The organism is Kocuria salsicia, assembly GCF_007681555.1.
GTDB lineage: Bacteria > Actinomycetota > Actinomycetes > Actinomycetales > Micrococcaceae > Kocuria > Kocuria salsicia.
In genome coordinates, this window is sequence record NZ_VELE01000006.1 from 77,141 (window position 1) to 91,892 (window position 14,752).

11 protein-coding genes are annotated in these 14,752 nt (G+C 65.5%); 6 read left to right on the plus strand and 5 right to left on the minus strand.

What is annotated here, in order from left to right; translation table 11 throughout:
* Positions 1–154: 154 nt before the first annotated feature.
* Positions 155–1,471 carry an SLC5/6 family protein gene (locus tag FS770_RS09655; protein ID WP_244944860.1) on the minus strand — a complete coding sequence of 439 codons (1,317 nt, stop codon included), beginning with the start codon at positions 1,469–1,471 and terminating at the stop codon, positions 155–157.
* A gap of 240 nt (positions 1,472–1,711) precedes the next feature.
* Between FS770_RS09655 and FS770_RS09660 the strand changes: the two genes are divergently transcribed.
* Positions 1,712–2,134 (plus strand): MarR family winged helix-turn-helix transcriptional regulator, encoded by a 423-nt coding sequence (locus FS770_RS09660; RefSeq protein ID WP_055082456.1) that lies wholly within the window; start codon positions 1,712–1,714, stop codon positions 2,132–2,134.
* 43 nt (positions 2,135–2,177) lie between these two features.
* Here the strand turns inward: FS770_RS09660 and FS770_RS09665 are convergent, their stop codons facing one another.
* Positions 2,178–3,935, minus strand: a complete 1,758-nt coding sequence (locus FS770_RS09665; RefSeq protein ID WP_055082454.1) for an oleate hydratase — start codon at positions 3,933–3,935, stop codon at positions 2,178–2,180.
* A 93-nt stretch (positions 3,936–4,028) separates the two neighbouring features.
* Between FS770_RS09665 and FS770_RS09670 the strand changes: the two genes are divergently transcribed.
* Positions 4,029–4,742, plus strand: a complete 714-nt coding sequence (locus tag FS770_RS09670; RefSeq protein WP_232300186.1) for a TetR/AcrR family transcriptional regulator — start codon at positions 4,029–4,031, stop codon at positions 4,740–4,742.
* 210 nt (positions 4,743–4,952) lie between these two features.
* Here the strand turns inward: FS770_RS09670 and FS770_RS09675 are convergent, their stop codons facing one another.
* Together FS770_RS09675 and hutG are read right to left on the minus strand one after the other, a co-directional pair.
* Entirely contained in the window at positions 4,953–6,422 is a 1,470-nt protein-coding gene (locus FS770_RS09675) for an amino acid permease (protein WP_145011416.1), read from the minus strand.
* Entirely contained in the window at positions 6,415–7,443 is a 1,029-nt protein-coding gene (gene hutG, locus FS770_RS09680; RefSeq protein WP_144943034.1) for a formimidoylglutamase, read from the minus strand. Before hutG ends, FS770_RS09675 begins: the two co-directional genes overlap by 8 nt.
* A 284-nt stretch (positions 7,444–7,727) precedes the next feature.
* On the opposite strand from hutG, the gene FS770_RS09685 reads away from it, so the two are divergent.
* Together FS770_RS09685 and FS770_RS09690 are read left to right on the plus strand one after the other, a co-directional pair.
* The gene (locus FS770_RS09685) at positions 7,728–8,513 is read left to right on the plus strand and encodes an IclR family transcriptional regulator (protein WP_145011419.1); all 786 of its coding nucleotides are present in this window, start codon (positions 7,728–7,730) and stop codon (positions 8,511–8,513) included.
* Between the two features lie 128 nt (positions 8,514–8,641).
* Positions 8,642–10,930, plus strand: a complete 2,289-nt coding sequence (locus tag FS770_RS09690; RefSeq protein ID WP_145011422.1) for an nSTAND3 domain-containing NTPase — start codon at positions 8,642–8,644, stop codon at positions 10,928–10,930.
* A 322-nt stretch (positions 10,931–11,252) separates the two neighbouring features.
* Here the strand turns inward: FS770_RS09690 and FS770_RS09695 are convergent, their stop codons facing one another.
* Complete coding sequence (locus tag FS770_RS09695) at positions 11,253–11,522, minus strand: hypothetical protein (protein WP_244944861.1); 270 nt, start codon at positions 11,520–11,522, stop codon at positions 11,253–11,255.
* A gap of 284 nt (positions 11,523–11,806) precedes the next feature.
* On the opposite strand from FS770_RS09695, the gene FS770_RS09700 reads away from it, so the two are divergent.
* Positions 11,807–13,525: a urocanate hydratase gene (locus FS770_RS09700; RefSeq protein ID WP_145011429.1), complete on the plus strand. Its 1,719-nt coding sequence runs from the start codon at positions 11,807–11,809 to the stop codon at positions 13,523–13,525.
* A complete protein-coding gene (hutI, locus tag FS770_RS09705; protein WP_145011432.1) occupies positions 13,522–14,697 on the plus strand; it encodes an imidazolonepropionase in 1,176 nt (391 codons plus the stop codon). Before FS770_RS09700 ends, hutI begins: the two co-directional genes overlap by 4 nt.
* The last annotated feature ends 55 nt before the right edge of the window (positions 14,698–14,752 follow it).

Sequence of the window (14,752 nt, forward strand, 5' to 3'; positions counted from 1 at the left end):
TCGAACGAGTGATCCCGCAGGTCCCGCCGCGGACGACGCCGCCGCACCGCCGGCTCCCCGGCACCCGTGCGCCGGGGCGCGAAGCCGGGTGGAGCGGCGTCGTCCGCGGGTCAGGCGTCGCCGCCCGGGCGTGGGAGCCTGCCGGGGTGGGGACTCAGGGCAGCAGCCCGTAGACGATCCCGCTCACGGCCACGATGCCGGCCACGGTGACGAACACGTTGGAGATCTTCCCGCGGTACGGCTCCAGCGCGGGGAGCCTGCGGATGGCGTACATGGGCATGAGGTAGAGGATCACGGCGATCACGGGTCCGGCCAGGGACTCGATGAGCGAGAGGATGCTGGGGTTCGCAATGGCCACGAGCCACGTGGTGATGAAGATGAACACGGCCACGGCGGTCTTCAGGGCCTTGTCGCTGATCTTCGTGCCCCGGGGGTCCACGGTGGAGCGGACGATGCCCACGGCGCCCTCCGCGGCACCCATGTAGTGCCCGAAGAAGGAGGAGGCGATGGCGGCGAGCGCCACGCCGGGGCCCAGGTAGGTGATGAACGGGCTGCCGTGCTCGTTGGCCAGGTAGGACAGCACGGGCAGGTTCTGGTCCTTGGCGGCCTGCAGCCCGGTGGGGCCCAGTGCCAGGACGCAGGACCACACGAAGCCCATGGTGAAGATGACCAGCAGCACGGTGCTGCGCTTGAGCACCACGGAGGCACGCTCGCTCGCGCGGTCCCCGTACTCGTGCTTCATGGCCACGGAGAACTGGGAGATGGCGGGCGAGTGGTTGAACGCGAACACCAGCACCGGGATGATCGTCCACACGGACATCAGGAAGTCGCCCGGGGCGTGCGCGCCCTGGAAGACGCTGAGGTCCCACCTGGGGATCAGGTAGAGCGTCACGCCCAGCAGGATCAGGATCAACGGGTAGACCAGCCACTGCGTGATGATCAGCATGATCCGCTGGCCCGCGAGCATCACGGCCATCATGGCGGCCACGAGCAGTCCGGAGAGCAACCAGCGCGGCGGGGAGGCCAGGTGGAACTGGTTGACCAGGAGGCTGTCCACGGTGTTGGTGATGCCCACGCCGTAGATCAGCACGATGGGGTAGATCGCCAGGAAGTACACCACTGTGACCACCCGGCCCAGCCCCTCACCGAAGGCGCGGCGGGCCACTCCGGTGATGTCCTCGCTGGGCACGGGCGAGGCGCACACGAACCGGGACAGCGCCCGGTGGGACAGGTACGTCATGGGCCCGATCAGGACGGTCACGACCAGCAGCGGCCACAGTCCACCGAGGCCCGCGTTGATGGGCAGGAAGAGCACACCCGCGCCCACCGCGGTGCCGAAGAGTGAGATGGCCCAGTTGGTCTCGAACCGGCGGTTCGCGTGGTCCGAAGCCGGGGCCGGCGCGGAAGTCGCCGTGGCCGTGGACGACCCCCCGGTGCGGGCGGTCGTGGGGTCGTGGTCGTGTTCCGCCACCGGGGTCTCCATGCTGTCGGGGAAAGGGAAGAGCAAGAGGATGCGGACACCCTGTGAGCCGGGTCATAGCTATACGCGACTCCCCCGGATTGTTCAACAAGTTTGCGTTGACCCAGTTCACGCGGCCCTCGCCGCCGCTGCCTCCGCGACTCGGCGAAGGGTGGCGGGCAATTGCGTGGCACGCCGCACGATGTGCTGTCGCATGTCCCCTGCACGCAGTGCGCCCCGTAGCATGTGTGCATGACTCCCGACCTCCGCCTGGACACGCAGCTGTGCTTCGCGCTGTACTCGGCTTCCCGCAAGGTCACCAGCGCGTACCGGGAACCCCTGTCGAAGATGGGGCTCACCTACCCCCAGTACCTTGTGCTCCTGGTGCTGTGGGAGCAGGACGAGCGCACCGTGAACCAGCTGGGGGAGGCGCTGATGCTGGACAGCGGCACTCTCTCCCCCCTGTTGCGCCGCATGGAGAACGCCGGTTTTGTGACCCGCCGACGCTCCGAGCAGGACGAGCGCTCCGTGATCGTGTCCCTCACGGACACCGGCCGCGCCCTCGAGGAGGACGCGGCCGGAATGCAGGAGAACCTGCTGGACAGTCTGGACATGAGCGTCCGGGACCGGCTGGCCCTGCACGGGCTGGCGCAGAAGCTGTGCCGCATGCTCTGACACCTCCTGCGCCGCGCCCGCGCGGCCACACCGGTCATCGGGCTCACATCACGCCGTACTCCTCCAGCAGCTCGCCGATCTCGCCGTCCTCCAGGCGACGGCGCAGCCGCTTGCGCAGCGGCTCCGGGCCCGGGATCCGGACCTTCTCACCGTCACGCAGCCGCGTCAACGCATCCAGCAGCACGCGGACGTCGTAGGTGCTGCCCCAGGTCTCGGGCACGCCGCGGTCCAGGTCCAGCAGCTCGTACACAGCCTCCATGCCGGTGCGCACCGAGTACTCGGTGGTGAAGATGCAGTCCCGGCCGGTCTCCGCGAACTGGCCCAGGAACGCGAAGTTCTTGGCGCCCTCGGGAACCACCTGCGGGCGGTCGCCGGCGTGACGGGGCATGAAGAAGCTGGTCACGTACGGCATCATCACGGGCACCGTCTTGGCGCCGGTGGCCGCGAGCTCCGGGATCTCCTCCACGGGCACACCCATGTGGTACAGCCACTCCTGGGTGATCTCCTCGCCGGTGCACTCGGACATGGACTTCTTGACGAAGTCGCCCGGGGTGTCCACGAACAGCGAGTAGACCCACACCACGATCTGGTCCTTGGGCTGCTTCTTGAAGTGCGGCTGCCGGTTGACCGTCCAGCTGAGCAGCCACGAGGAGTCCTCGGCGGTGACGATGCCGCCGGTGACCACGCGGCCGCTGAACGGGTCCCGCTGCGCGATCTTGCGGATGTACTCCGGGATCCGCTCGTCCAGGGTGGTGACGGTGGCGGACTCCCACTTGGTCTCGTCGATCGAGGAGCAGAACACCTCGGGACGCCCGAACGAGGGGTCCTTGGCGGCAATGCGCTTCCACAGGTCCCACGCGGAGGCGGGTCCGCGGTCCAGCTTCGCGGGGGTGGCGTGGTCGCCGTCGTTCGAGTTGTCCACCAGGGAGCCGATGGTGGTGAACACGAGGTCGTGCTCACCGAGCTCCTGGGTCTCCTCGGCGCCCTCGCGCGTCCAGTGGATCGCGGTGGCACGGATCTCGCCGTTGCGGTGGGAGAAGTCGATGTCGCGGACGTCCGTGTCGTACTGGAACGTCACACCCTTCTCCGTCAGGTACTTGATCAGGGGCAGCACGAAGGACTCGTACTGGTTGTACTTGGAGAACTTCAGCGCGGAGAAGTCCGGCAGACCGCCGATGTGGTGCACGAAGCGGTGCAGGTAGAGCTTGAACTCCAGCGCGGAGTGCCACTCCTCGAACGCGAACATGGTGCGCCAGTACATCCAGAACGGGGAGGCCAGGAACTCCTTGCTCATCACGTCCTGGATGCGCTTGCCCTCCATCTCCTCACGGGTGGCCAGGAAGACGTGCAGCAGGTCCTTCTGGGCGCGCTGCGGGAGGTCGAACTTCCCCTCGTGCCCGGCGTCCTGCCCGCGCTTCACCGTGGCGCGGCGCAGGGAGTAGTTGGGGTCGTCCCGGTTGAGCCACGCGAACTCGTCCAGCACGGACGCGCCCTCGATCTCCAGGGACGGAACGGAGCGCATCATGTCCCACAGGCACTCCATGTGGTTCTCCAGCTCGCGTCCGCCGCGGATCACGAAGCCCTTCTCGGGGACGTCCAGGCCGTCCAGGGCCCCGCCGGGCAGGTGGCCCTTCTCCACCACCGTGACGTTCTCGCCGGGAACACCGCCGTCACGGACCAGGAACACGGCGGCGGCGAGCCCCGCGAGCCCGGACCCCACGATCCAGGCGCGGGTGTCCTGCGCGTGCTCTGCCGGCCGTGCTTTCACGAAGGCCTCGTAGTTTCCTGCTGTGTGCTGCATGACGTTCCTCCTTCGTCTCCTGGGACGCCCGTCCGGCGTCCCGTGGGAATGTTCTTGAGTGTACTCAATATTGAGTGTCATACAATAATTTTCGTGCACACTTCAGCCCAGCCTTCGTCGCAGTCCCCCGAAAACATTCGGGGGACGACGCCGCCCGCGCCCCGCCGCGCGGCTGGCGCAACGCCCCCGACCACCGGCCGCCGGGCCCGTGCCAAAGCGGAGAAGCGGGCCAGGATCCTGCGCTCGGCGCGCTCGCTCATCAGCGAGAAGGGCTACGCGCAGATGTCCATGAGTGAGGTGGCCGCCCGCGCGGACGTGGCCGCCGGAACGGTGTTCCAGTACGCCGCCACCAAGGCGGAGCTGCTCATGATGGTCACGGAGAGCCTGTGGGCGGAGCACATCACCACCGTGGTGGCCACTCCGCTGGCCCCGGGCAGGCAGTCCCCCGCCGCGGTCGTGGAGCGGATCGTGGAGTTGCTCTCCCCGTTCTTCGAGATGTCCCTGCACTGGCCGGAGACCACGGCATGGATCGCGCGGGAGATCCTGTTCGGGGAGGAGCTGCCCCACCGAGCAGAGGTGCTCGCCCTGGTGGAGAAGCTGGAGGAGCACATCGCCCGGGTGCTGGGCGGGTGCCTGGACGAGGTGTCCCCCCGGCACGTCGCACACCTGGAGGTGGGGGCACGCATGATCGTCACCAGTTCGCTCGCGGAGCTCAACCGCGCGCGGCAGGGGCGCACGGAGGAGCGCACCCTCACGGACCGCATCCGGGGCGCCGCCACCCTCGTGGCCGCGGGCGTGAGCCACTGAACGGGCGGCCCCATGCTGCGGCGGTGCGCTGCCCCTGGAGGCGCAGCGCCCGCTCCCGCGCACGACGCCACCGCTCCCAGCCCCCCGTGGTCGCCCGGTGGCTTGCGCCCGAGAGGGCGAGGCAGCGCGAGGGGCCGGGCGTGCGGCGTCGTCTCCCGGGCATGAAAGAGCCCCGGCTCGCTGACGGGCCGGGGCTCTCTCCGGGGCTGATCAGGTGCGCGGCAGGGTGATCAGTGCGGTGTGGTCGTCGAGGTGCGGACGGTTGCGGCCGTTGCCCCTCACGAACAGGACATAGCCCACGCCGAGCAGCACGAGCCACACGGCTCCCACGATCAGCGCTACCCGGGTGTCCGGGAACCAGCCGAGGAGCACGATCACGAAGAGGATAGCGGCGGTGGCCACCCACGAGGCCACGGGCCACAGCGGCACCTTGAACGCGGACTCCGGGCGGCCCTTCTTCTCGATCTCGCGGCGCATGGCGATGTGCGAGAAGAGGATCATGAGCCACACCCACACGGTGGCAAACGTGGCGATCGAGGCGATCACCAGGAACACGTTCTCCGGGATCACCGCGTTGAGTACCGCGCCGATGCCCAGGGCCACACCCATGACCACCACGGTCAGCCAGGGCACGCCGTTGCGCGAGACCTTGGTGAACGCCCGGGGGGCCTGACCCTGCTCGGCGAGGCCGAAGAGCATGCGCCCGGCGCCGAAGGTGTCCGCGTTGATCGCGGAGATCGCCGCCACGATCACCACCACGTTGAGGATCGCGGGGGCGGCGGGGATGCCGAGGGCGGAGAAGATCTGCACGAACGGGCTGGCGTCCCCGGTGATCTGGTTCCACGGGACCAGGGACATGATGACCACCATGGTGCCCACGTAGAACAGCATGATGCGCGCGGGCACGGCGTTGACGGCCTTGGGGATGGAGCGCGCGGGATCGCCCGCCTCACCGGCGGTGATGCCGATGGTCTCGATGCCGCCGAACGCGAAGACCACCACGGACAGCGCGGCCAGCAGACCGCCCACGCCGTTGGGCATGAACCCGCCGTGGTCCACGAGGTTCTGCGGGCCCACGGTCTCCCCCGGGGCGAACGAGACACCGATGACCATCAGCGCGATGCCGCCGGCGATCATCGCGAGGATGGCGCCCACCTTGACGATGGTCAGCCAGAACTCGAGCTCACCGAAGATCTTCACGTTGCGGGTGTTGATCGCGGCGATGAACAGGATCACCGCGGCCACCCAGATCCAGCGGGGCGTGTCCGGGAACCAGAAGCCCATGTAGACGCCGAACGCGGTGACGTCCGCGATGGCCACCACTATCATCTCGAACACGAACGTCCAGCCCGTCACAAAGCCCGCGAACGGGCCCAGGTAGCGGGCGGCGTACTGACCGAAGGAGCCGGGCACGGGGTGGCGCACGGCCATCTCACCCAGGGCGCGCATGACCATGTACACCGCCGCACCCGCGAGCACGTAGGCCACGATCACGGCGGGACCAGCCATCTGGATGGCGGTCGCCGAGCCGTAGAACAGCCCCGTGCCGATCGCCGAGCCCAGCGCGATGAACTGGATGTGGCGCATGCTCAGACCGCGGGCCAGGGTGTGGGTCTCGTGCGCAGACGCCTGTGGAGCCGGGCTCTGCGGTGCGGGCGATGGGGACGCGGGACTACTCATGGCGCTCTCCTGTGGTGTTCCCGGCGCGGCCGGTCGGTGGGGTGGGTGTCGTGCTCAGGACGTCGTGCGCCAGGGTGGTGATGAGGCGCGCGGCGGTGCGGGCGGTGCGGCCGTCCACGTCCAGGCGGGGCAGCAGCTCCACGACGTCCACCAGCACAAGCTTGCCGCTGCGGGCCACCCGGTGGCACACGGCCTGGATGGTCTCCACGGGGACACCGTATCCCGCCGGGGCGCTCACACCGGGAGCCACGGAAGCGGGGAGGACGTCCAGGTCAATGCTCAGGTGGATTGCGTCCACACGCTCGACGAGGCGGTCCACGACCTCCAGGACGGCGTCGAGGTGGCGGGGCTGGCACTGCTCGTCCGTGAGGAACTCGACGCCCAGCTCCTCCGCCGTGCGGAACAGGATCCCGGTGTTGTTGGGCTCGCTGATGCCCAGCACGGTGTAGTCGAACTCGCGGCCGGCCGCCTGGTCCGCCTGTGCCATCTGCAGGAACGGGGTGCCGGATGAGGGCTCGTCCGCCTGGCGGAGGTCGAAGTGGGCATCCAGGTTCAGCACGCCCACCCGCTGGCCCCGCAGACGGTCGCTGCGGATGCGGCCCAGGTAGCTGCCCCACGCGGTGTCGTGCCCGCCGCCCAGGACCACCACGGGATTGCCTGTGTCCAGGAGCTTTGCGACCTCGTTGCCCAGGGTGTCCTGGCCGCCCTCCAGGTCACGGTCCGGGACCACCACGGTGCCGGCGTCGTGGATGCCGACATCGGCATGGAGGGCGAGCGGGGCGAGAGCGGCGCGCAGGGCGTCGGGCCCCTCGGAGGCACCCACGCGGCCCTTGTTGCGGCGCACACCCTCGTCGCAGGAGAAGCCAACGAGTTCGACGGCGGGCGCCTCCGCACTGGCGCCGCCCTGGTCGCTCCTTGCGGGGCGCACCCTCTGGTGCCAGCGCAGGTGCTCGGGGGTGTCCCCGTCCGTCCTGCCGCTCCACACCTCGGGGTTCGGCGGTGTGATCCGGGTGGTCGTCATGCAGCGTCCTCCCCCGCAGTGCCGCCTCCCCGGGCCGCCTCGCGGTACTCGCGTGTGATCTGAATTACCTTCTGCTCCACACAAGCCCATCACCGGGGATCGCGGGGCATCCCGACACCAGATATCGTCTGGTATTCCAGACACGCAGATCGTACGACACACGACGTCGACGGCGCCGCTCACCAGCTCTTCGGGGTGGGGCGCGGCACGGTGGAGACGGCCGGGGTGCGCGCAGGGTGACCGTGCGGCGTCGTCGAACACCACCACCGACCGGAGGAAACGCGATGACCGGAGCGAAAGTCCCCGCGGCGCAGAACACGCTGCGGATCCTGCGGTTCCTGGCGTCGCGGAAGGGGCCGGTGGCGGCGTCGTCAATTGCGACGGCGCTGGAGCTGCCGCGGTCCAGCGTGTACCACCTGCTGGCGGTCATGACGGAGCAGGGGTTCGTGGTCCACCTGCCGGAGGAGCGGCTGTACGGGTTGGGGATCGCGGCGTTCGAGTTGTCCTCTGCGTACACGCGGCAGGACCCGATGGCGCGGCTGGGCGAGCCGCTGCTGCGCGCTCTCGTGGACGCGGTGGGCGAGAACGCGCACCTGGCGGTGATGCACGGGCGGGACGTGGTCTACGTGGTGGAGGAGCGGGCGCCGTACAAGCCGTCGCTGGTGACGAACGTGGGGGTGCGCATCCCGGCGCACCTCACGGCGAGTGGGCGGTCGATGCTCGCGGGCCTGCCTGCGGCTCAAGTGCGGGCGCTGTACCCGGACCGGGGCTCGTTCGCGTCGCGCTGGGAGAGCACGGCGATCACGACGCCGGGTCAACTGCGCGCCGAACTGGAGCGGACCCGTGAGCGCGGCTGGGCCGTGGAAGAGGGGGACGTGACGCCGAACTTCGCATCCGTGGCAGTGGCGGCCCACGACCATCGGGGACTGCCGGTGGCGGGGGTGGCGCTCACGTTCCTAGGGCACAAGATCGACGACGAGCGGCGGGCAGAGCTGGTGGGGCACGTGCGGCGGACAGCGGAGGCGCTGACTCGGCGCTTGCACGGGGCGGTGCCGGGGGTTGGGGGCTGACAGTTGGGTGACTCAGCTAGTGCGTTCGCCGCAAGGGCCGATCCAATCCCACTTAAAGAGAAGCGGGTTTCGCTCACTTAGGGTGGCGTCAACAGCGACACACCTGCACTTCGCCTATCATTACCGCCATGTCCGACTACGACTTCCGCTCCCTCTCCCCCATCGATTTTGAACAGTTCGTCCGAGATCTACTCAACGCCGACCTTGGAACGCGCTTCGTGAGCTTCGCCGTGGGCCCGGATGGTGGGGTGGATCTGCGTGACACGAGCCATAATCAAGAAATTATAGCTCAATGCAAACACCGCCCCGACGCAAAAAAAGGCGAGCTGGCTGCAATGGCCAAAGCGGAAACCAGCCCTGATCGCTGGCAAAACAAAAACCTTAGCAAGTATTACTTCGTCGTGTCAGCACCCATGACCCCCGCCGTAGAGCAACAGGTGAAATTAGCCCTAGCGCCCCTCCCCGTAGATTCCGATTCAGTTTGGCATCAAGGTTCGTTGAACGCAGCCTTAGCGCGCCAACCGCATGTAGAAGAATCCCACTTTAAACTCTGGTTGTCGAGCGCAACCGTGCTCGGCAACATCATTGACGCAGCTTTATGGAAGCGGAGCGAGGAGCTGTTGCAACGAGTCAGCGAGCGTGTCAAGCTTTATGTACACACGCCCGCATATGCTCAAGCTTCGGACATCTTAAAGCAAGAGTCTGTAGTAATAATTTCCGGCGCCCCTGGCGTGGGCAAAAGTACCCTGGCAGAAATGATGCTGCTGGCCCTTTGGAACCAAGGCTGGACGGTGGTAAATATAGCTTCTGACATCCAGGAGGCATGGAGAAACCTCAAGGTCCAGGACGAAAAGATTGTATTTTTTTACGATGACTTTTTGGGTCAAACCAATGTCGCTGAGATGCAGAAAAACGAGGCTCCTGAAATTCTCGCATTGATGGATTTGGTTCGAAAAAGCCAAGGAAAGAAATTACTCATATTGACGACCAGGGAACAGGTACTCGGACAGGTCGAGTCAGGGGGAGACGATAGGGCACGTCGAATTGCTAAAGACCGCGCGAAAATGCGGGTTGAATTAAAAGAGATAGATCGAAGCAAGCGGGCTCAAATATTATTCAACCACTTACATTTTGGGTTTTCAGATAAAACGTCACGTCGATTGCTTGCGCATGATGTTCGATATCGCGATGTGGTCGATCATCAAGGTTTCAATCCGCGCGTATTAGAGTCAGTAATCTTGCGGCAGGACCACAAGAATATTGACTCATTTTATGCTACCCTCATGCATTCCCTTGACCATCCTGAAGATATCTGGTCCGGCAGTTTCCGTCAGCTTTCAACCACAGCTGTAGACATTTTGTTTCAGATCGCGAGCTGTCCCCCCTCCATGATTTCACTGGAAGAACTAAGGGAATTTGTCAGCTTCACAGATGCTCGAGAGTGGAATTCCGCCCTCAAAGTCCTTGAAAATACATGGGTGCGCCTTGTCTCTAAAAATAAGCAGAAAAATCCTGGGGTCGTCGACACAATTACACTCTTTGATGCTAGTCGCCGGGATTTTTTGCTAGATCTATTAAACGATCCAGCTTATTTCGATATGAATCTGGATAAGTTGTCATCTCTAAAACAATTGAATTATTTGTTGCGTCTTGCCAATTTATTAGGTTCTAAAATTACTAGAACGAACACTAGCCCCAAGGTGTTTCTGACCCAATCTTTCAAGCGTAGATCGAATGAAATCGACCAAATTTCCGCTTATCTGGCTAAAAAGGACCTCGAACGGGCAACCCGAAAGAAACAGAATTCACAAGAAAAAATTGAAGTTTTGATAAGGCTTGCTACCGTATGTTTTGACTCAAAATTACCCACTATTGAATCTGAGAGTTTCCTATATCAGCAGCTCGATGGGCTACTGCAGGTGCTCGGTCAGCGTAATTACATGCGTACTTCGTCAATTTTCAAGCTTTCTAGTCTTCTAGCAACTGATCTTGAACTACCCCATTTTGAAAAATACGCTTTCCCACTTGCACGTCTGGCCATTGAGGAAATGGATGATTTAGATGGCTTGGAGGCTTACTTTGAGTTGCCGGATGTATTTCGCGAAGATTACTTGGATCAACTTGCGAAAGTTCAAATCCAAAATGTATTTGATTGGGAATTGGAGAGTATAGATCAGGAAAATGATCCTGAGCTAATGAGATCGCTCCTGGACGACCTTGAAATGCTCGCACATATCAACGGATATGAGATCGATTCAGAGGCACTAAGTGAAAAAATTGAAAGTCTGGAAGACCTGGAGGAGATGCGGCGTGCAGACCGCGCACAAGATGGCTACTTCATGCCCGCACCTAGCGAATATTCTAGTCCCAGCGACGGCAATGAGGAATTGCAGGAACTTTTTAAAAAACTTATATAGTTCAGAGTTACGTAACTTTCACAATCTTCATTAGGCACTTATGTTTTTTTGCTATTTTGGCCTCGCAGAATTTCAATCGCATAATATACGCTCTACCCGAATTGCATGCTCCGTGAACCAGTTGATTGCCTGTCGAACAACCTACTCCACGTGAGCTTCACGTGTGCCCTACACGTTTTGGATACCGCCCCGATGGTCTCCCTTGGCCAAAACCATACCCGTCCATCATAGCGACGTAGACAGGGCCAGCGCTAGTGCACTATTTTTCCTTCGGTACATCTAACTGTTGTGGGTTATGACTTTGTTGACGCGGGCCCCACCATCACGCCACGAGCCGGGTGTACCGCTGCCGAGCGGCCTCACCGGTCGTTCCGACGAAAGTGCCGATTGCAGCCCATGACATGCCCGCGTGGCGAGCCGTGCGCACGGCGTCGATGACATGACGTTCCGCAACAGACTGTTCCGCAACGGCCGCGCGCAGAGCCGTGATTGCATCCACGTCCAGCTCGTCCTCGGGCCGCGCCTCGTACTGCTCGAAGCGCGCGGCCAGCTCATCGGCGTGCGCGAGGATCTCCTCCACAGTTCGGGGCATGGTCATCACCTCAGATATTTCCGACGGACAGGCATGGCGTGGAGAATGTCAGCCTCCGCGAGTCCATGCTTCAACGCTGACGGCGCGATGATCGGCTCATCCACACTTACAAGTTATTTCGCATTGCAGTAGAGCTATAAGGGTTTTGCCCCGCGCCTCTGTCTGGGATCCCAGACACAACCCCCTCCGGAACCCGTGACCCCCGTCACCGTCCGTGGTCCCATGGACTCATTCGCCGTCCGCAGCCCGCACGCCCCGGACCGACCCGCACCAGGAGGCACCTCATGGCACTGCCCAACGCCCGCCCCGTCCGCGCACCCCGCGGCGCCGACATCAGCGCCAAGAGCTGGCAGACCGAAGCGCCCATGCGCATGCTGATGAACAACCTGGACCCCGAGGTCGCCGAGCGTCCTGACGACCTGGTGGTCTACGGCGGCACCGGCCGCGCGGCCCGCAGCTGGGAGGCATTCGACGCCATCGTGAAGACCCTCAAGGAGTTGGAGGACGACGAGACCCTGCTGGTCCAGTCCGGCAAGCCGGTTGGCGTGTTTCGCACGCACAAGTGGGCCCCGCGCGTGCTGATCGCCAACTCCAACCTGGTGGGCGACTGGGCCACGTGGCCCGAGTTCCGCAAGCTCGAGGACGAAGGTCTCATGATGTACGGCCAGATGACCGCCGGGTCCTGGATCTACATCGCCACGCAGGGCATCCTGCAGGGCACCTACGAGACGTTCTACGCCGTCGCCCGCAAGATGCACGAGGAGGGGCGCATCCCCGAGGCCACCCTCGCCGGCACTCTGACCATCACCGGCGGCTGCGGTGGCATGGGAGGTGCCCAGCCGCTCGCGGTGACGCTCAACGGCGGCGCGTGCCTCGTCGTGGACGTGGACGAGACCCGCCTGAAGCGCCGCCAGTCCAAGCGCTACCTGGACGAGGTGGAGACGGACCTGGACACCGCGCTCGCCAAGGTCATGGCAGCCAAGAACGAGCACCGCGCGTTGTCCGTGGGGTACTTGGGCAACGCCGCGGACGTGTTCCCGGAGCTGCTGCGCCGCCACCGCGCGGGCGAGATCTCCGTGGACGTCGTGACCGACCAGACCTCCGCGCACGATCCCCTGTCCTACCTGCCCACCGAGTTCACCGTGGAGCAGTGGGATGCGGAGGCCAAGGCGGACCCGATCGGCTTCACCAAGAAGGCCCGCGAGGCCATGGCCGCGCAGGTGCAGTCGATGGTCGAGTTCCAGGACGAGGGCGCCGAGGTCTTCGACTACGGCAACTCCATCCGGGACGAGGCCCGCCACGCCGGCTACACCCGCGCGTTCGAGTTCCCGGGCTTCGTCCCGGCGTACATCCGACCGCTGTTCTGCGAGGGCCTCGGCCCCTTCCGCTGGGTGGCGCTCTCCGGTAACCCCAAGGACATCGAGGTCACGGACAACGCGATCAAGGAGCTCTTCCCGGACAACAAGCACCTGCACGAGTGGATCGACGCCGCGCAGGAGCACGTGGAGTTCGAGGGCCTGCCCGCGCGCATCTGCTGGCTGGGCTACGGCGAGCGCCACAAGGCCGGGCTGCTCTTCAACCAGCTCGTGGCCGAGGGCAAGGTCTCCGCGCCCATCGTGATCGGCCGCGACCACCTGGACTCCGGTTCGGTGGCCTCGCCCTACCGCGAGACCGAGTCCATGAAGGACGGTTCGGACGCGATCGCGGACTGGCCCCTGCTCAACGCGCTGACCGCCGCGTCCTCGGGCGCCACCTGGGTGTCCATCCACCACGGCGGCGGCGTGGGCATCGGCCGGTCGATCCACGCAGGCCAGGTCTCCGTGGCGGACGGCACGGATCTCGCGGCCGAGAAGCTCGAGCGCCTGCTCACCAACGACCCCGGCATGGGCGTGATCCGCCACGCGGACGCCGGCTACGAGCGTGCCATCCAGGTGGCGGACGAGCGCGGCGTCAACATCCCCATGCACAACGACCTCGCCACCACCCGGGACGCGGACCAGTGAGCGAGCTCATCACCGGCATCGGCGAGCTGCACACCGTGGACCCCGCCCGCGGCGAGGACTCCGTGCTCAGGGACGCGGCCGTCGTCGTCGAGAACGGGCTGATTGCGTGGGTGGGTCGCGCTTCCGAGGCGCCCGCGGCGGACCGCGCCGTGGGCGTGGAGGGACGCGCGGTGCTGCCCGGCTGGGTGGACTCGCACACGCACCTGGTGTTCGCCGGGGACCGCGGGGAGGAATTCGCGGCGCGTATGGCCGGTGAGGCATACGCGGCGGGCGGCATCGGCGTGACCACGAACGCCACCCGGGAAGCCAGCGACGAGACCCTGCGCGGGCTCGTGGCCGGGCGCGTGCGGGATGCCGTGGCCGGTGGCACCACCTACCTGGAGACGAAGACGGGCTACGGCCTGGACGTCGAGCAGGAGCTGCGCGCCGCGAAGATCGCCGCGGACGCCGCGGACGAGGTCACGTTCCTGGGCGCCCACCTGGTGCCCGAGGGTGTGGACGCGGACGAGTACGTGGAGACGGTGTGCGGGCCCATGCTCGAGGCCGTGACCCCGTACGTGCAGTGGGCGGACGTGTTCTGCGAGCGCGGCGCGTTCAATCCGGAGCAGTCCCGCCGCGTGCTGGAGGCGTGCCGGGAGGCGGGGCTCGGGCTGCGGGTGCACGGCAACCAGATCGGCCCCGGTGAGGGTGTGTCCCTGGCCGTGGAGCTGGGGGCGGCGTCCGTGGACCACTGCAACTTCCTCTCGGACGAGGACGTGGCGGCGCTGGCCGGCTCGGACACCGTGGCCACCGTGCTGCCGGCGTGCGACCTCTCCACCCGCGCCCCGCTGGCCCCGGCCCGTGACCTGCTGGACGCGGGTGCCACCGTGGCGATCGCCTCCAACTGCAACCCCGGCACCAGCTACACCACCTCCATGAACTTCTGCATGGCCACCGCCGTGCTGCAGATGAAGCTCACGGTGGACGAGGCGATCCGCGCGGCCACGCTCGGCGGTGCCAAAGCGCTGCGTCGGGACGTCTCCACCCCGGACCGCCCCGCCGTGGGCCACCTCGCGGTGGGAACGCGCGCGGACCTGCACGTGCTGGACGCCCCACAGGCCGTGCACCTGGCCTACCGCCCCGGCATGCCCCTCACGTGGGGCGTGTGGCGGGCGGGCCGCCGGGAGATCTGAGCCGGAGGCCCCGCGATGTGCCGCGGGGCCTCCCGGATCGGGTTCTTGCCCGGCA